General features: G+C 54.3%; 13 protein-coding genes. 4 read left to right on the top strand and 9 right to left on the bottom strand.

Annotated elements, in window-relative coordinates:
• Positions 1-22: 22 nt before the first annotated feature.
• A complete protein-coding gene (gene lepB, locus BUB16_RS12220) occupies positions 23-1,111 on the top strand; it encodes a signal peptidase I (RefSeq protein ID WP_073064548.1) in 1,089 nt (362 codons plus the stop codon).
• A 150-nt stretch (positions 1,112-1,261) separates the two neighbouring features.
• Here lepB and rlmN read toward each other — a convergent pair whose 3' ends face one another.
• On the bottom strand, positions 1,262-2,380 hold the full coding sequence (rlmN, locus tag BUB16_RS12215) for a dual-specificity RNA methyltransferase RlmN (RefSeq protein WP_073064545.1): 1,119 nt from the start codon (positions 2,378-2,380) through the stop codon (positions 1,262-1,264).
• 173 nt (positions 2,381-2,553) lie between these two features.
• Here rlmN and BUB16_RS12210 point away from each other — a divergent pair, with 173 nt between their 5' ends.
• Entirely contained in the window at positions 2,554-3,495 is a 942-nt protein-coding gene (locus tag BUB16_RS12210; RefSeq protein ID WP_073064542.1) for a mechanosensitive ion channel family protein, read from the top strand.
• 144 nt (positions 3,496-3,639) lie between these two features.
• Here BUB16_RS12210 and BUB16_RS12205 read toward each other — a convergent pair whose 3' ends face one another.
• The 8 genes from BUB16_RS12205 to BUB16_RS12175 all read right to left on the bottom strand — a co-directional run bounded on the left by BUB16_RS12205 (position 3,640) and on the right by BUB16_RS12175 (position 16,779).
• Positions 3,640-6,204 (bottom strand): DPP IV N-terminal domain-containing protein, encoded by a 2,565-nt coding sequence (locus BUB16_RS12205; RefSeq protein WP_084088248.1) that lies wholly within the window; start codon positions 6,202-6,204, stop codon positions 3,640-3,642.
• Between the two features lie 280 nt (positions 6,205-6,484).
• Positions 6,485-7,738 (bottom strand): hypothetical protein, encoded by a 1,254-nt coding sequence (locus BUB16_RS12200; RefSeq protein WP_073064528.1) that lies wholly within the window; start codon positions 7,736-7,738, stop codon positions 6,485-6,487.
• 101 nt (positions 7,739-7,839) lie between these two features.
• Positions 7,840-8,007 carry a hypothetical protein gene (locus BUB16_RS21510; protein WP_170864376.1) on the bottom strand — a complete coding sequence of 56 codons (168 nt, stop codon included), beginning with the start codon at positions 8,005-8,007 and terminating at the stop codon, positions 7,840-7,842.
• Complete coding sequence (locus BUB16_RS12195) at positions 8,000-8,752, bottom strand: ZIP family metal transporter (RefSeq protein ID WP_073064524.1); 753 nt, start codon at positions 8,750-8,752, stop codon at positions 8,000-8,002. The genes BUB16_RS21510 and BUB16_RS12195 overlap by 8 nt, the downstream gene beginning before the upstream one ends.
• 94 nt (positions 8,753-8,846) lie before the next feature.
• Positions 8,847-10,586, bottom strand: a complete 1,740-nt coding sequence (locus tag BUB16_RS12190; protein ID WP_073064521.1) for a phospho-sugar mutase — start codon at positions 10,584-10,586, stop codon at positions 8,847-8,849.
• Between the two features lie 231 nt (positions 10,587-10,817).
• Positions 10,818-11,867, bottom strand: a complete 1,050-nt coding sequence (lgt, locus tag BUB16_RS12185; RefSeq protein WP_211483164.1) for a prolipoprotein diacylglyceryl transferase — start codon at positions 11,865-11,867, stop codon at positions 10,818-10,820.
• Between the two features lie 139 nt (positions 11,868-12,006).
• Complete coding sequence (gene cysS / locus BUB16_RS12180; RefSeq protein ID WP_073064518.1) at positions 12,007-13,473, bottom strand: cysteine--tRNA ligase; 1,467 nt, start codon at positions 13,471-13,473, stop codon at positions 12,007-12,009.
• Between the two features lie 147 nt (positions 13,474-13,620).
• Positions 13,621-16,779, bottom strand: a complete 3,159-nt coding sequence (locus tag BUB16_RS12175) for an AsmA family protein (RefSeq protein WP_073064514.1) — start codon at positions 16,777-16,779, stop codon at positions 13,621-13,623.
• Between the two features lie 122 nt (positions 16,780-16,901).
• Between BUB16_RS12175 and BUB16_RS12170 the strand changes: the two genes are divergently transcribed.
• Both BUB16_RS12170 and BUB16_RS12165 read left to right on the top strand, forming a co-directional pair.
• Positions 16,902-17,570, top strand: a complete 669-nt coding sequence (locus BUB16_RS12170; protein WP_073064510.1) for a protein-L-isoaspartate(D-aspartate) O-methyltransferase — start codon at positions 16,902-16,904, stop codon at positions 17,568-17,570.
• A 75-nt stretch (positions 17,571-17,645) separates the two neighbouring features.
• On the top strand, positions 17,646-18,785 hold the full coding sequence (locus BUB16_RS12165; protein WP_073064506.1) for a DUF368 domain-containing protein: 1,140 nt from the start codon (positions 17,646-17,648) through the stop codon (positions 18,783-18,785).
• The last annotated feature ends 43 nt before the right edge of the window (positions 18,786-18,828 follow it).

Below are 18,828 nucleotides of genomic sequence, written 5' to 3'. Positions count from 1 at the left end.
TAGAACGATATAAGGAGTTGTTTTGGCCAATAAACTTTCCAGAGAAGAACGACAAAAACGCCGGGAGCAGCGGAGAAAAAATCAACATAAAAAGGCAAAGAGCTGGCTGCGGGAGTGGGCGGATGCGCTCCTTTTTGCGGCCGTGGCGGCACTGATTATTCGCACTTTCTTTTTTGAAGCGTATCGCATTCCCACCCCGTCGATGGAAAAGACCCTGATGACGGGTGACTTTCTGATCGTATCAAAAATGAGCTACGGTCCCCGCACCCCCATGGTGCTGGGTGTCCCGTTTACCAATATCTATATGCAGGGACTGGTGTTGCCCTGGGCCCGCCTGCCGGGATTCGATGAGATAGAGCGCAATGATATTGTGGTCTTTAACTACCCGGTGGACCTGGCGCCGATTGCTGCCAAGACCAACTACGTCAAACGGTTGGTCGGGATGCCCGGAGATACGCTTTCTATCGATGACAACCAGCTGTTTGTCAACGGAGAACAGGCGGAGCCGTTTCCGGGGATCCAGCGGACCTATGAGGTTCGCGTGCGGGATCGCGTGCGTCTGAGCGCGGCAAAAGTGAGAGCGGCGGGAGGCACCCTTTACCAGACCCAGCAGCCCGGCGTCTACCGCGTCAATATGACCCGGCAGGTGGCGGAAACGATTAGCCGGTGGCAGGAAGTGACCGACGTCAACCCGTTTGTGCTGCCCGACGGATTTAATGAATACGACCGGCGGGAATTCAGCTTTTCATCCGGATTCATGAACCATCATCACCTGCCGCCCACGGTGGTGCCGTTTGAGGGACAGACGGTAACGCTGACGCCCGGCAACTACCACGTCTATGAGGATATTCTGACCCGCTACGAAGGCAACAGCGTGCAGCGGGAAGGCGAGCAGTTTATTATCAACGGGGAAGAGACGAATGAATATACCATCCGTCAGGATTACTATTTTATGATGGGGGATAACCGGGATAACAGCGAGGACAGCCGATTCTGGGGTTTTGTGCCGCAGACGCATATTGTCGGCAAAGCCGGCATGATCTATTTCTCGTGGGACAGCGAACGCTGGCTTCCCCGCTTCGATCGGATACTGAATTTTATCCATGATTGAGAAGGGCTCTGTTAAACGGTCCTTTTGCCCAATATCGGTGTTATCGGTCGGTTGAGATTCTCACATATAGGCTATATGCTGCGATTCCAACCTCCCTCTGGCCTTGATATTGAACAAAATGCCTCGTTTTTCAAAGCCTTCTGAATAAAATCATTTCTTCCGGATCGACTTCCCCTGGGGCTGTCCCTCCTTGATGGCCAGCTGCCCGCACCCGGCGTCGATATCGTCCCCGCGGCTGCGGCGAACGGTAGCGGTGATGTCGCGCGCCACAAGCTCCTGCATAAAGCGGTCCAGCCGTTCTTCCCGGGCTCCTTTCAGCGCCACGCCGGCGACATCGTTATACATGATGATGTTCACTTTGCTGGGCACCCAGCGCACAATCTCGGCCAGCTGCCGCGCATCTTCCGGGCTGTCGTTGAACTCGTCAAACAGCAGGTATTCATAGGTGAGGGGCCGGTGCAGCCTGGCGTAGTAGTACTGGACCGCCTCCTTTAACTGCCCGAGGTCCATCGAACTGTTGATCGGCATAATCTCATCCCTTTTTTCGTCATTCGCGGCGTGGAGCGAGATGGCCAGGTTGAACGGCTGCCGCTCGTCGGCCAGCTGCCTGATCCGCCGGGTGAGTCCGACCGTCGAAACGGTAATCCGCCTGGGAGACAGACCGATGCTCAGCTGATCCGTAATGATGGAGGCCGAGCTGACCACCGCCTGGTAATTATGGAGCGGCTCGCCCATCCCCATGTATACGACATTGGTAATGCCTTTGCCGAATTTTTCCTCGCAAAGAGCATTGATATACTGTACCTGGTCGACGATCTCGCCGTGGGTCAGGTTGCGAAAGAAGCCCATCTTGCCGGTCGCGCAAAAGGAGCATCCGTATACGCACCCTACCTGCGAGGAGACGCAGACGGTCAGGCGGTTGGCGGCCCCGTCGGGATAAAAGTCGGGAATCAGGACCGACTCGACCTTGTGTTCTTCCTCTCCCTCCCCCTGCAGCTTGAACAGGAACTTGATCGTGCCGTCCTTGGATTCCTGCCGGCGGACATGCTCGATGGTGGGGACGGTCGCTATCTCTTTCAGGCGCGAGCGGAGGTCTTTCGACAGGTTCGTCATCTCATCGAAGCTGTGGACTCCTTTCTGGTAGAGCCACTGGAAAAGCTGGTCGCTTCGAAAGGACTGCAATCCCAGTTCTTCGGTAAACTCCCGGAGTTCCTGCCTGGTGAGGGCTTTCAGGTTAATTTTTTCGTCAATATCGGTTTGTACGGTCATAACCCCAAAGATACAAATTGTAGCAGAGCTTTGTTAATTGGGAATTGGGAACAAATAACCGGCCAGCGAATAGCAAATTCATAAAATTTCTTAAAATATTATGAATTAAATCCAGATATCTTGATTTTATACCGAAATTATGAGCTGCAACCCAGGCAAAAAAGAATCAACCGATGGATATTTCCCGAGTTTTTCAGGATTTCAGATCGAAACTGAATGAGGAGGTGATGAGTAAGCTGGAGAGCTGGCTGGACACCCTGATCAGCATGCTGCCCGAGATGGTCGTAGCGCTGTTCGTGCTGCTCCTGTTTTTCGGAATCGGCAAGCTGGTCCGCAAGGCCGTGCACAAGCTGCTGTCACGGGCCACGATGAATAAAACCGTGATCGACCTGCTGGAAACTGTTGCCGGGATCATGATTGTGGGCCTGGGGATTTTTATCGCCCTGGGCGTATTGAACCTGGATGGCGCCGTTACCTCGCTGCTTGCCGGTGCGGGTATCGTTGGTCTGGCGTTAGGTTTTGCCTTCCAGGATATTGCCTCCAATTTTATCTCCGGTATCATCCTGACGATTCGCCATCCCTTCGGTATCGGTGATATTATCGAGACCAAGGATATTTACGGTACGGTGAGAAAACTGAATTTGCGTAATACCATCCTGGAGACGCCGCAGGGACAGATTGTCTATATTCCCAACAAGATCGTTTTTGAAAATCCACTGACCAACTATACCTCGGAGGGACAGCGGCGGATCGACCTGGCCTGCGGCATCTCATACGGGGACGACCTGCAAAAGGCCCGCAGCCTGGCCATTGAAGCGATTGAAGAGCTGGAGGGATATAACAGCGACCGGGATATCCTGTTCTTTTATGAAGAATTCGGAGGGAGTTCGATCAACTTTAAAGTCTGTTTCTGGGTAAATTTTCGAACGAATCCCGATTTCCTGGATATGCGAAGCGAGGCTATCATGGCAATCAACGACAAGTTCAACGAACACGATATCATGATTCCGTTCCCGATCCGGACGCTGGATTTCGGCATCCGTGGCGGGGAGAAGCTGGACGCCATGCTTCGCGGACGCGGGAAGGAGCGGGAACCGAATGGGGAAACGGGGTGATCATACAGGGCCTTTCACAAAGTCGCTGGCTCCCACTTGTCCGGCCGCCGGTGGTGAATGCAAACAGTTTCCGTGAGAAGGTAAGCGTGGCTGCATGGCGACTTCCTTTGAAAGCGACAACCCCCGCCACCGCCTCTTGGCCGGTTATTTCAGATGGGTATTCAGGTATTCGGTGTATGTTTCGTACAGGAGCAGGTAGCTGGTTGAATTATAGGCCACGCCGTGGGCGCCCGGTGGGTATATCCGGAGGTCGGCATCTTTCCCGCTGCTTGTCAGCTGCGTCATCAGCTGCATGGTGTTCTGGAGGTGAACATTTTCATCCATCGCAGCGTGTGCCACAAAAAGATCTCCCTCCAGGTTGCCCGCGTGCGTAACGGAGGAGCTTTGCTCATAGCCCTCCCCGTTCTCATCCAAAAGTCCCATATAGCGTTCGGTATAGATGCTGTCGTACAGCCGCCAGTCGGTCACCGGGGCGCCGGCAATCCCCACCCGGAAAACGCCGGGATGAGTGAACATCGTGTAGGTCGTCATGTACCCCCCGTAACTGTGTCCCCTGATGGCCATGCGACTGGAGTCCACCCAGCTTTTTGCTCCCATATGCCGGGCGGTTTCCACAAAGTCGTTGGCTTCCCACTTGCCGAGCTGCTTGTAGACCTTTTTTTCGAAATCTTTTCCATAGCCCCCGTTGCCGCGATTGTTCACGTTGACAATAACATACCCTTCCTGGGCGAGATACTGCAGCCAGCCGGTGGACTCCCAGGCGTTATACACGCCCTGGGCGCCGGGACCCCCATAAATATTCAGCAGCAGGGGGTATGAGCGGGTGGAATCGAAATCGACGGGTTTAATTACGTACCCATCCAGCTGCTGCCCGCCGGAGGTGGTGAAGGCAAACAGCTCCCGCGGCGCGTAGACGTGGTTTTCGGTAAACTCCCTGACAGCTTCGTTATCCTCCAGCGTCCGCAGCTTCCCTTCGTCCGTCTCCCAGAGTTCCACCTGGGTGGGGGTGGTGGTATTGGAATAGCGATCCAGGAAGTACCGGGTATTGGGACTCATATGAATGTTGTGGGTGCCTTCGACCCGGGTAAGCTGCTGTTTGCCGCTGCCGTCGAAATCAACCGCATAGAGGTGGCGCTCGAGCGGGGAGACTTCCGTGGAGGTGTAGTAGATCCGCCGGTCCTCCCCGTCGACGGCATGCACATAGGTGACCTCCCAGTCGCCGGTGGTGACCTGGTTCTTGAGATGGCCGTCGTAATCGTACCGGTAAATATGACTCCAGCCGTCCCGGTCGCTGATCCAGAAGAACTCTTCCCGGTCGTCGGGAAAGAAAAACAGGTGATTGATCCCCGCAAAGAAGTCGAAAACGTCAATCCAGGCGTCGGACTGCTCTTCCATGATCAGTTCGCTGCTGCCGCTGCGCACGTCACTAAAAAAAAGTTTCAGGTGGTTTTGCAGGCGGTTGAGATGCACCACGGCCAGCTGTCCCTCCCGGGAGGTCCAGTAGAGCCGCGGGATATAGCCGTCTTCAGGGTGGTCGATCCACTGTTTATCCGCCGATGAGACCTCCACCACGCCGATTCTGACCGAAGGATTTTGGTCCCCCACCTTGGGGTAGGGAATGGTTTCATAGTCGGGATGCTGACCTTCATAGTCGGTCATTTGGAAGATCGGGACCTCCCGTTCATCCACCTGCCAGTAGGCGATATACCGGCTGTCCGGGGACCACTCCCAGGCTTGTGCCAGCCCGAATTCCTCTTCATAGACCCAGCCGAAACGCCCGTTGTAAAAATAGTCACCTCCGCTGTCGGTCAGCCGCCGCTCCTCTTCCGTTTCAAGAGTATACACAAAAAGGTCCCCATCGCGTTCATAGCCGATTTTTTGTCCGTCGGGGGACAGTTCGGCGGTGCGGGCGTCTTCGACCAGCAGCTGCAGGCTTTCCTCTTCAACCGAGTAGAGGTAGTAGTCCGAAATGCCGGAGCGGCGATAGACGGGACGGAAGTTGGACTGGAAGACGAGGTATTTGGAATCCCCGGACCACTGGAACGAGGAGTATTCGAAGGTAGAGTCGGCGCCGGGGAAAGTGTGATTTTCGGCGTTGAAAATGAGCATATCCTCTTTTGTTGCGGGATCGTAGGCGCGGATTTCCATGCTGCTGGTTTCCTCATTTCGCTGCATATAGGAGTAGCGATCTCCGCCATCAATCCAGTTGACGTTGCGGGGTCCGTTTGAGCTGCGCAGCCCGCTGCTGTAGAGAGCCTCTTTGAGGCTGGAATACCGTTCTTTTTTCAGGGACTGGGACTTGGTCCGGACTTGGGATTGTGTTCGGGCTTGGAGTTGTGTTCGGGCTTGGTGTTGTGCCTGTGTTTGGGGTTTGACCTGTGGCTGTGCCCGAGTCTGGGCTTCGCCCTGTGATCGGGTTTGGTCCGGTATTTGAGCTTGATCCTGGGACTGGACTTGGATTTGAGTTTGGTTCCGGGACTGACGTTGAGTCTGACTCTGTGCTTGGGACTGGGCCCGCGGCTGGGTTGTAGCCTGTTCATGGGTTTGGGATCGGACCCGGATCTGTGGTTGGTTGTGCTCCTGTTGTTGCGCTTCACTTTGGCCCAGCCCCGGGAACAGGAGGAGGGTCAGCAGCACAAACGGTACAATGAGTTTGGAATGAGAAGAAAGGAGTTTGGAATGAGAAGAATTCTGTAGCAGACAGTTCATGGCTGGGTACGGGCTGTTGGGAATAATATTTAGACTTCGGAAGGTAATTAAATATCGGGAACCCATACAAATAACAAATTTATCACCTGATATTTTCAAGGCATCTATGCCGGGAAAACGCTGAATCCGCAATATTTTCTTCAATCCCAACCCACAATCCTGTACCTCAACCTCAACCTCAACCAATAAGGACCTGGAAGACAATCATCAGGGCTACGGAAATGGCGGACGGTCCCGAGCCGAAACAGGACACCGCTGGCACTTGCATACTGACAGCATATCAGAAACGGGGATTCACGATGTTATTGTATATGGAACCGAAACTGTAGGCAATACCCATGGATACGCGATAGGAGTAGGACGTGGACTGTTGCCGCAGGTTGAGCAGCTGCTCGGCATCACTGATGTCGCCTTTTGGAATATATAGCTGGTCATGTATGATTGCGTAGCGGCTGTTGATATTGAACGAGAGTCCCCTGAATATCCTGACATCGAGTTCAAGGTCGATTTCGAAACGATTTTTGCTTAGGTCGTGAAGAAAGGTGGTCGCGTCAATCCGGCCTTCGAACTCTCCCCAGGGTTGGTTTATTTGAATGTTTGTACGCAGACTCTGCCGCACCAGTGTTTCCTGCATTTTACCATAAATGGTTTCCTCCTGGTACTGATAATAGTTGGGGGCAAGACTATATCTGATGCTGAATTCACGCTGCGCATATTCCCGGTATGGAAAAAGGTTGTATTCAACGGCCGGACTTCCATAGATACCCAGCTCGATGTTGTTCCTGGTAGAGCGGTTTGCTTCTGCAAAGATACCTACGGACCAGTGATCGGAGAGGCTTTGAACTACGGTCCCGTCCAGTTCCTGCCCGCGGGTTATGAAAACGTCCGTGGAATCATCCCTGTCAAAACTTTGCCGGCCATAGTCCCAGTCATAATTGAGCCGTATTTTCAGCTCTTCCGATATCCGGTCGGCATCCGCGCCCGTACTCATGAAAAAATGATTCTGGCTTTGCTCTCCCCGCAGGGAGGTGTAGGCATAGACTTCAAAAACCCAGTAGTTCCAGTCATCAGCTTGTGCCGAAGGTGATGTGCGTTCTTCCCTGGGCTCGTAATGTACCCGCAATCTCTTGACGACCGGCAGTGAAGACAGGTAGGGAACCAGTCCTATGCCTATACGATTGACAAGCCCCTGTTGCCGTTCTTGCTGGGTATCGGATGCCGAAGAGATATACCGGTAGGTATTGTCTTCTCCTTCATATTCCCGGCTGCCGATGAATCGCATGGTATATTCAAAGCCGCCGCTGCCCGTGGATTGCCGTGTAATCAGCAGGTGCAGTTCCGCATCTTCTTTATTACGCACATAATTGATATAGGTCAGTTCATTGCGGATATAGGTTTCGCTGCATCTCCTGCAATCGAGAAAAACGTCAATGGTCCGGTCGGCAGATGAGGAAGAGGAGGGCTGACTTTTACTGATTCCGTTGAATCCGAGGAAAAGCGTCAGTACGAGGAGAAGTTTTATCTTGAAGCGCATGTATGTTTTTAACGTGAAAATTTTCAAGCTATAAATAAAGTTTTTAGCCGACAATAACCAGCCAATAGTTCCCGGAATAAAAAGCTTGCGAGAGCACCCGGTTACCCGTCCTCCGTTTCCCAGAGTTCAACTTGGGTCGGGGTGGAGAGATAGGAATGGCATTCGTTGTATCCCTGCCGGGAAAACGCTGAATCCGCAGCTTTTTCTGCAACCTCAACCTCAACCTCAACCTCAACCTTAACCTTAACCTTAACCTTAACCTTAACCAATAAGGACCTGGAAGACAATCATCAGGGCTACGGAAATGGTGATCGTGGTGGCGACGGTGGAGGCGCTGATGTCTTCCATGGAGTCGGGGATGAGCTCGGCAAAGACCATCCAGATCATGGCACCCCCGGCGAACCCGAGTCCCATAGGCAAATACTGCCGGAATATCTCCACAAAGAGGAAAGCGGGGACGGCCATCAGCGGCTGGGGCAGGCTTGAGAAAATACTCCACCAGGCAGCCTTCAGGGGGGAGGTCCCCCGCGGAATGAGTACAAGACTGATTGCCAGTCCCTCGGGTATATTGTGGACCGCGATAGCGGTGGTGATAAAAAGACCGAGATCGAGACTGCCACTGAAGGAGACGCCCACGCTCACGCCTTCCGTAAAAGAATGCACGGTCATGATACCGACAATAAGCAGCATTTTCGTGCTGTCCGCCTTGCGGATATGCTTGATCGAAAACTGGTCGTCGTATTTATCCAGCAGTTTCTGGCTGCCGACAATGAAAAGGAGTCCCAGAATGATGCCGTAGAAGGTAAACCACAAGTCGTAATTCAGTCCCTCATAAATCAGGCCGAAGCTGGCCGCGAGCATGAGCCCGGAGGCAATAGCATTCGAAATGCCGAGCCAGGTACGGGTAAGCTCCCTGAAAAAGAAGAACGGCAGCGCGCCCAGTCCCGTTGCCACGGCCGTAATCATGGCGTATAAAAATACGTCAAATGCAGGGTGTTGCAGAAGTTCGGTCATAGCGCCTGTGTTCAATGAGGCGGAATATAACCAGAGTATGGAGGTAATACAGCGGGGGACCGAAATTTAGATTCGGATTAAATAGTGAGCGCTATCAGTCCCCCGTAAGGTCGGTGATGATCGCGTCGATCTTGTTTTCGAGCCGGCCGGTGATGTCTTCGTACTGACTTCGGTCCGGCAGGTCGGTGTTGACGCTGCAGTAGAACTTGATCTTGGGTTCGGTGCCCGAGGGACGAACGGTCACCATGGAGCCTTCCTCGGTGATGAACTGGAGGACATTGGAGCTCGGCAGGTCGATGGTCGATACGGCCTGCGAAATAAGATTTTTTTCCTTCTGCGTTTTGTAATCCCTGATGGTGGTGACGCGCGAGCCGCCGAGTTCGGAGGGGGGATTTTCCCGGTAGCGGGCCAGCATCTCCTTTATTTCCCGCTCGCCTTCCCGGCCTTTTTTATAGACGGAAACCATCCGCTCCCTGAAATAGCCGTACTCTTCGTAGATACCGAGCAGGGCCTCGTAAAGACTGCTGCCGCTGTCCTTGTAGAAAGCGGCCATCTCGGCAATGATAACCGTAGAAACGACGGCATCCTTGTCCCGCACGTGATCGCCGATAAGGTAGCCGTAGCTTTCTTCCCCGCCCGCAATAAACTGCTGTTTGCCTTCGAGCTCGGTCATCAGCTCGCCGATATACTTGAACCCTGTCAGGGTATTGTAGCAGGCAACGCCGTAATGGTCGGCAATGTGATCGATGAGATAGGAGGTGACAATCGTTTTGACAATATATTCGTTGCCGGTGAGTTTATCGGCCTGCTGCCATGCGTCGAGCATGTAGTGGATAATCAGCGTGCCCGTCTGGTTGCCGTTAAGCAGCGTCCATTCCCCGTGGTGATCCTTTACCGCAATACCCACGCGATCGGCATCGGGGTCGGTCGCCATGACCAGTTCCGCATCAATGTCGCGGGCTTTATCCAGTGCCATCGAAAGGGCTTCCTTTTCTTCGGGATTGGGATATTCCACGGTGGGGAAATCGCCGTCGTAACTCATCTGCTCCTCCACATAGGATACGTTTTCGAATCCATACCGCTCAAGGGCGGGGGGGACCAGCACGCCGGAGGTCCCGTGAATGGGGGAGAAGACGATGCTCAGGTCTTTCTGTCGCCGGATGGCCTCCCGCGATATGGAAAGGTCCACAAGGGCGTCCAGATATTTTTCGTCCATCTCCGCGCCAATCATCTCGATACGCTCTTCATCGCCTTCGAAATTCACCTTGTCCACGCTCCCGATCTGCTGGACCTCCTCCATTACCATCTTGTCGTGCGGGGAGACCAGCTGTCCCCCGTTCGACCCGTAGGCTTTGTAGCCGTTGTATTCCCTGGGGTTGTGAGAGGCCGTGAGCATGACCCCGCCCTGGCAGCCGAGCTCACGGATGGCAAAAGAAAGCTCGGGAGTGGGACGCAGTCCCTCGAACAGGTACACGTAGATGCCGTTGGCAGAAAAGATGTTGGCCACGACCCGGGCCAGCTTCTCCGAGTTATTGCGGCAGTCATGGGCGATGACCACCTTGATTTGCTCATCCGGGTAGTTCTTTTTCAGGAAATTGCTGAACCCCTGGGTGGCCATCCCGAAGGTGTACTTGTTAACGCGGTTGGGTCCCACGCCCATAATCCCGCGGATGCCCCCCGTACCGAATTCCATCTCTTTATAGAACGCGTCGGTCAGTTCCTTGAATTTTTCCTGCTGCAGTTTTTCCCTGATCGCGGTTTTGGTCTCCTCGTCGTAATTGCCCTGCAGCCACTGGTTGATTGTATCCTGAATGTCCGGCTCTAATGATTTCATATGCCTGTAAAAGTTTGTCTGAGATGTATGGGTTAACCTGCTTTACTGGAAAGTACTGTTTCCTTGTTATTATGTCTAATCCGGATTACCTACCGTCCCGCTGCCATTTTCTCTTCGCCTTGCTGAAGAACAAATTTCCTGGTGAGAAATCCGGGCTGATCCGGATTTGGATCCAGCTTGCTGGAAAAAAATCCCGGTTTTTCCAAAGTTCAAATGCTTTTTTAACCTTGCCTACCGTTTCACGGCCGGTGGTGCCTGGGACCACGTTACTTTTTTAGCAAGCAGCCAGGCGCCGATAAGGATCAGGGGAAGACTGAGCCACTGTCCCATGTTAATGGACCACTGGTCGGCAAAGGCCGCCTGGTTTATTTTCGTGAATTCGAGCAGAAATCGACCGCTGAAAAGCATAACCAGGAAGAGGCCGAATATGGATCCCTCGGGAGGCTGCGAGCGGTATTTTTTATAGAGGGCCCAGAGAAGGGCAAAGATAATGACACAGAGCACGGCCTCGTAGAGCATGGTGGGATGCCGCGGCATCATCTGCTGGGCGGCGCTGAGGCCATGGGCGTTTTTAAAAATAACGGCCCACGGGAGTTCGGAAGGCTTGCCGATGATTTCGGAGTTCACAAAGTTGCCGGTGCGGATAAAAGCGCCCCCGATAGCGACGACGATCACCACGCGGTCGGCAATCCAGAGAAAATTCATTTTGGGAACCTTTTTGATATAGAGATACATTGCAAGGAGGATACCTATGGCGGCCCCGTGACTGGCCAGTCCCCCGTTCCAGATGGCCAGGATCTGGGAGGGATAGCGGAAATAAAAGGCCGGGTCGTAAAAGAGCACATGTCCGAGCCGGGCGCCTATGATCGTACCGATTAAAACGTAGGTCAGCAGCTTATCCAGCTCCTCCTGCGTGCGCCCGGCCGCTTCGTACATGGTGCGCATCAGCAGGTAGCCGACCACAAAGGCGGAGGCAAACAGCAGGCCGTACCAGCGCGGCTGGATGGGACCGATTTCACTGATGGTAGGGGAGGGCAGCACCAAAAAGAGCAGCTGTCCCACTACAAACGAGCCGATAACCATGCCCCAGAATTTCCACACGGGCACATCCGGCTCTTCCCCGCGGGGCAGATCCTCGGGCACTAACTTTTGATAGCCCAGGTAGATAAATACGAATGCAGCGACGATGCCCCAGATTGCAAGCGGAAACGGCAGTTCAAGGGTGCCGATGCTGAAGGCTATGGGATCGGCACTCCATACAAGATGATCGGATTGTTGCATAAGATTTGGTTAATTAGTCGTGAACAGTGAGAATAAACAGCAGCTTGCTGGTTGTCAGAGTCATGCAGCGGTGAAAAGAACAAATGATCGCACAATAACAAATAACGGGTAACAACTGACAAGGGACAAATATGAAAAATCAGCTCTTTTTGACAGTGAAGTCCGTCCCCCCGGGATTGTCCATGAGCTCGATGCCTATTTCGCTGAGCCGGTCCCGGATAGCGTCGGCCCGTTCAAAATTCTTCTCCCGGCGCGCACTGTTTCGGATATCAATCAGGAGCTCCACCAGCTGTTCGGTTTTATCGTCCCCGCTTCCGCTGTCTCCCGGCTCCCCGGCCCCGGGCCATAAGCCGAGTACGCCGTCCACAAAATCATGGAGAAGCTGTTTTATCTCCCCGATGTTTTCAGGGGTATGGTCTTTGTTGACCTGTTTGCGAATGGTTTTGAGCTCCTCAAACAGCACCGCGATAGACTGGGCGGTATTAAAATCGTCGTTCAGCTTTGCTTCCAGTGAGCCCTTGAGCTCTTCCACGGGATAGCGCTCGCCGGCCCCTTCCTCTGCGGCGTCGATCTCCAGAAGCATCTCCTGCAGGTGGCGCAGGCCGCTTTCCGCCCCGCTGAGCGCCTCTTCCGAAAAGTCGGTGGTGCTCCGGTAGTGACTTTGCAGCAGGAAAAAGCGGATGACCTGCGGGTCCCACGCCCGGCTCAGGAGATCATGGTCGCCGGAGAAAAACTGGTCCAGTGAAATAGCGTTGCCCAGCGATTTACCCATCTTTTGTCCCTCCAGCGTCACCATATTGTTGTGCATCCAGTAGTTGGCGAACGGCTGGTTGAAGGCGCCTTCGCTCTGGGCGATCTCGCACTCGTGGTGGGGAAACTGGTTATCCAGTCCCCCGCCGTGGATATCGAAATGCTCCCCCAGGTATTTGGTCGACATCGCCGAGCACTCCACGTGCCAGCCCGGGTAGCCGGGTCCCCACGGCGAAGGCCACTTCATAAGATGTCCGTCATCGGCTTTTTTCCAGAGGGCAAAATCCTCTGGCGCCCGTTTGTCACTGGCCGTCTCAATGCGCGTGCCGCTTTCCTGCTCCTCCACCGCGCGTCCGCTGAGCTTGCCGTAGTCTTCGGCGGAGGAGACATCGAAATAGACATTGCCGTTGGCCTCGTAGGCGTGCCCGTTCTCCAGCAGCTTCTTGACCATCTCGATCTGCTCGATAATGTGTCCCGTCGCCCGGGGGGAGATATCGGGACGCTGCACGCCCAGCTTATCCATGTCGCGGAAATAGTTGTAGGTATACTTCTCGGCAATTTCCATCGGCTCGAGCTGCTCGATTTTCGCCTGTTTCTCAAGCTTGTCCTCCCCCTGATCGGCATCGTCGGTAAGATGTCCCACATCAGTGATATTCTGCACATACCGCACCTGGTAGCCGAGATAACGGAGGTAGCGGACGACCACATCGAAGGAGACATAGCTCTTGGCATGCCCCAGGTGCGGGTCGCCGTAGACGGTGGGACCACAGACGTAGATTCCGACAAAATGATCGGTGATGGGGGTAAACTTTTCTTTGCGCCGGCTCAGGGTGTTGTAAATGTGCAGATCGTCCATCAAATGATTGCTTAATACTCAGTTGAAAAAGGGTGAATCCGGAGGAATTCTCACCGGGAAATTCGGTGGTGAGCGCTCCGGCTTAGAATATCAATGCATGCTAAGATAACGCTTACCGTGGAGAGTTGACAGTATGGTTTGTGTATCTCAGTTCGGGGAGGGGACAGAGACAGAAGAAGTATCCGCCGCCGCTGTATCGGGTTGGGCCTGCTCTTTCTCCTCTTTCTCATCACCGCGGCCGAACAGGTCCCGGATCGTATTCCCGGCCTTGTTCTTCAGGTACTCCCTGACGATCGGCTTGATCACGCTCTGGTCGGGCCGGACCGAGGGACTCCCGTAGGTGCCGGTGATTTGCAGGGGGACCCTGACGGTGCCGTTGTCGCGGGTGAGGGCATTGGCGGCCTGCTTGGTAATAACGGGGGCGATGGTCTCTTTAAAGCGCCCGGGCAGGAGGATGGAGACCTGAAAATCGATCTTGTCGGTTTGCAGGTGCTGGGTGCCGTTCAGCTCCATCCCGATGTCGCTGCTGGTGAGCGTCAGCTCAGAAAGAGTGAGGATGTTGTCTTCAACCGAAATGGAGCTTTCCCACTGGTCGAGGGCTACGTCGCGGAGGGTATTAATCCTGGTAAAGGTGGCAATTCCTTCCTGCAGCGGATGATTCTGTACCTGCGCCTTGCTCATGCCAAAGGTGCCGTTTAGCACCGTGGTGGGGATCATGGGATTCAGTTCCGTGTCGATTTTTGTGGTGTAGTCGATATCGGTGCTGAAGGTGCCGGTGATGTAGTTGTGGAACCGGCTGTCCCTCCCGAGAATGGGATATTCCGCAAAAAACGATTCCAGGCGCAGGCTGTCGAGCGCTCCCTTGAAGCTAAACGTCGAGGGCCGGTCGCCGGGGATCTCCCAGACCATGGTGCCGCTGGCTTCTCCCTCGAAGAGCTCTACGTTCGCCTGCGTCAGATTGATCTGAGAGGGGGTGGAGGTGGCCCTGGCCTGCAGGTTGCGCATCGTGACCCCCGTGATCCTGAAGCGGTCAATTTGCGCACTGAAATTACCGTTTAGGTCCGGCAGCTCAAGGTTGAAGGTTGAGGTGGTATCGCTCCAGTCAATCAGCTCATCCAGGTCCAAATAGTTGCTGCGAACCTGTCCCGTCAGCTGTGGGGTGGCGGCGCGTTCCCCCTCCTCTTTCAGGTATTCCATGTAGTTGCTGAGCGACCCCTCGACATCCAGGTCGGATGACCCCATGTTGAAGGTGAGCTGGCTGAGCGTCGCTTTTTGGGGCGTCAGCGTAAACGTCCCGTTCAGGTCTTTGACCGGCTCCCGCAGGGATTCGCCGGACATCGCCGCGTTTTGCAGGGACAAATTCCCGGAAAAGGCCATCTCCGCGGGCGCATCGGCCGGTCCCTGTATGTTCAGGTTGAAGTCGGCATTACCGGTCAGATCGGTGATGTCCGGTTCCAGTTCATAGTAGTTGCTGATCTCCTGCAGCCGCGCACTGCCCTCGGCCTTCAGGTTCAGGTCCCGGTTCTCGCTCAGGTAATTGTTGACGATCCCGCTGAGCTCTACGCTGTTATCGCCGCTTTGAAATCCGCCCTCCACGATGGTCATGCGGGGACCCTCGAGGATCGACTCGAGGGTGATGTTTCGAAAGGGGACGTCAAATTCCCGGTAGTCGATAAAGCCGTTTTCCAGGTTGATACTCCCGCTCCGGACCGCCCGCTCAATCTGGTCGGCCCGCCCGTCCAGGGTGGCCTGTGCGGTGAGTATCCCTTCCAGGCGAAGCGTATCTTCGTCGATAGGGTAAAAATTCTTGATGGTTGCCAGGTCGAACTGCAGGTTCGTATTCATATTATTGACCTGCCGGCTGCTTTCGTCCAGCAGCTGCCGTATTTGTCCCTCTGCCGAAAAGTTGTTTTCGGCGGCCTGCAGGCTCAGGCTGTGGATGGTAAAAAGCTCCTGCGTGCCCGCAGCGTTGATGTTGATGTTCCGGATAGCTTCCGGCACATCCTGGTATTTGAGCAGGCCGTCGGCAAGCATAACCTTTCCGTCGAATGCAGCGTTTTCCGGCTGATCGAGTCGGCCCTCGGCCGCAGCATCGATATCCAGCTGGCCGTCCAGCTGCTCGATGTCGAAGTCGGAAATATCATAGAACTGGTGTATCGTGGACAGATCCACATCGGCCACGAAATCCATGTCAAAGGTCCCTTCATCTTCCAGCGGCTCGTTGATGGTGCCCGAACCGGTGAGGGTATTGGCGCCGGCCGTGGCATTGAAAGCCTGGATAGTTACCCGTTCATTGGTGGCATTGGCTCCAATCTGGATATCCTCGATGGCCTGGGGCAGATCGGGGTCTTTCAGGTAACCGTCCTGTACGTTGACGCGAACGTCAAAGCGGGGGATGGAGTCGCCTGTTACGGGTCCCTGTACCGTCCCGCCCAGGTCAAGGGTGCCCCGGGACTGGAATCCTTCGATAGATTCGGCATAGGTTTCGGGCACCAGGCGCAACAGGTCGCCGAAATTGTCGCTCGACGAGTTGAACTGCAGGTCCACGGTAAACGCCTCGCTCCAGTTGCTGAGCACGCCCGTCAGGTCCATCTCCAGACCGCGAATAGCAAGCGTACCTTCCTCGAGGCGAATGAGCTCGCTCCCGGTGTGGATGACGGATTCTTCGGTCAGTCTCAGCGGCAGGCCGCTGAAATAGCTGACGCTGTCGACCGTGGCAGAGAGTCCCCCGACCTCCATATCGATGCTGCTTTGGATGGAATCGGCATAGCTCAGCGAAAGGTCGCCCCCGACGTCCTCCAGCGTGGCCGAGGTGCCGGAGGTATGGTCCCGGTAGCCAAAATAACCGTTCTGGACTTCAAAATAGGGGATGTTGATATTGTAGCTGCCCGCGGAGGTGGTGTCGCCGGGCCCTTCGTCCAGCAAAAAATCGATATTGGTGGAACTGTCGGCGCGGATCCGGTACACGAAATACGGGTTGGCCAGCGTCAGTTCGGTAATATTGACCTCCTCCCGGAAAAGAGGAAAAAGCTCCACCCCGGCCACCAGCTGCTCCATCGTAAGCAGGGTGTCTTCTTCGGTGTCGCCGGGAATTCTGAGGTTGTTCACTTCCACCCCGGGATTGGGGAACGTGCTGAAAAAAGTAGCGGACATCGTGCCCACCTCTACCTGACGTCCCACCGACTCGTTGATGTACGGCATAAGCAGATTTTGCAGCCGTTCATTGGTGAAGTAGAGGTTCACGCCGATGATGATGACAACCAGCAGCGCTGCAACGGCGACCAAAATTTTGAGAAAAGTCTTCATTTTTAGTTATATGCATTATTTGTTCTATGAAAACAAGGTATATAAAAGTCAATTTTATTGCCTCAAGTTCCTTATGTTACAAGGTAACATTTAATGCGTGTAAAACAGCAAGTATTTGAGCTATGTTGAACTGGGGATCTGGAGCGAATAATCCGAAATTCAAGCAGCGGCGGCAAAACCTGGTCGATAAGCTCCGAAAAAAAGGCATACAGGATGAACGGGTGCTGTCGGCGATCAACGTGGTGCCCCGTCACGTTTTTGTCGATACGGCGCTGCAGGACCGCGCCTACCAGGATTCCGCCCTTCCCATCGGGAAAAAGCAGACCATTTCTCAGCCCTATACGGTAGCCCGGCAGACGGAGCTGCTGGAAGTCATGCCCGGGGAGAAAGTGCTGGAAATCGGTACCGGGTCGGGCTACCAGGCGGCCATTTTATGTGAGCTGGGAGCAGAAGTGTATACCGTGGAGCGGCATAAGAAACTGTACGAAAAAGCCCGGTCGACTCTTCGGGAGCTAAGTTACTCGGTTCGTGCGAAGCTGGGCGACGGCAGCAAAGGGTGGTCGGCCTACGCGCCCTACGACGCTATTGTCGTCACGGCCGGCGCACCGGTGGTCCCGGACGACCTGGTGGCCCAGCTAAACGTCAACGGACGGCTGGTGGTTCCGGTGGGGGATGAGCGCCGGCAGGAGATGGTTCGGATTATTAAAATCAGGGAAAACGAATACGAAGAAGAGCACTACAGCGACTTCAAATTCGTGCCCCTTATCGGCGAACAGGGGTGGAAGGAGTAATTAGGAATTAGGAATTAGGAATTTTAAATTCACTGCGATCCACCTAATTCCTAATTTTCAATTCCTGATTCTCAAGTGGCTGAAACCGAACGGACATCAACGGACGCAAACAACGATCCCACCTCCTGGAAGGAAGCACCTTTTTTATTGATGAAAGGATTTTTGATGGGGTCGGCGGATATCGTTCCCGGGGTCAGCGGCGGGACAATGGCGCTGATTGTGGGCATCTACAGGCGGCTGATTAACGCCATTCGGAGCTTTGACGCGGGCTTTCTGAAACGGCTGGTTACGTTTAAATTCAGGGCGGCGCTGCAGGAAGTGCACTGGAAGTTCCTGTTGCTGCTGCTCTCGGGGATGTTGTGTGCGGTCTTTTTCTTTACGAAAGTGGTGCCGCTGCAAATCTACATGTTTACTGATCCCGAACTGATTTACGGGTTGTTTTTCGGGCTTATCGTGGGCTCTGTTGTGGTATTGGCCAAAGCCATCAATGGGTTCCGCTGGGTGCACGGGCTTGCGATTGTGCTGGGCGCGGGGATCGGTTACTGGGTGGTTACGCTGGTGCCGACCGCGACGTCCGAGTCGCCCCTGTTTATTTTTGTAGCGGGATCGATTGCCATTTGTGCGATGATTCTGCCCGGCATCTCCGGATCCTATCTGCTGCTTATCCTGCGGAAATACGACTTTATCCTCTCGGAAATCGGAAAGCTGGGGACCTCCGAGACGGCGGGGGGACTGATAACGCTTCTCCCGTTCATCGCCGGGGCCATCGTGGGATTAGCCCTCTTTTCGCGGATCCTGTCCTGGCTGTTAAATCGATATGAGGCCAGAACGCTGGCCCTGCTGATCGGCTTCCTTATCGGCTCGCTGTATGTGATTTGGCCGTACCAGGAGCGCACCTACACCGAAATTGTAACCAGGGAGGAAGTGATCGGGTTTACGAGTCCCAAAGCCCGGGCGTTGCGGGAACAGCCTCCGGACAAGCTGCGGCCGGAATTTCAGCGGCTGGGAGAGGTGATCAATCCCGCTGCCGAAACCGACGAGTCCAAAAAGGTAAAATTGCAGACGGTTAAGCAGAAACTGATAAAGAGCGACCCCTATGTGCCGTATATTACGGTCGAAGGGCCCCGGACCGCACATTTTGTCCAGGGTATCTGGGGTATTATTATCGGACTTGTTATGGTTGTCGGCCTTGATTATTTGCGAGTGAAAGAGTAATGTTTTACCCTGTAATGGAGCTATTCGGCCTGTGCGTCTGTAA

Origin of the sequence: Fodinibius roseus (assembly GCF_900129315.1) — a bacterium.
Lineage (GTDB): Bacteria > Bacteroidota > Rhodothermia > Balneolales > Balneolaceae > Fodinibius > Fodinibius roseus.
Note: the sequence above shows the minus strand (reverse complement) of the source record. Positions and strands in the feature narration are given on the sequence as shown.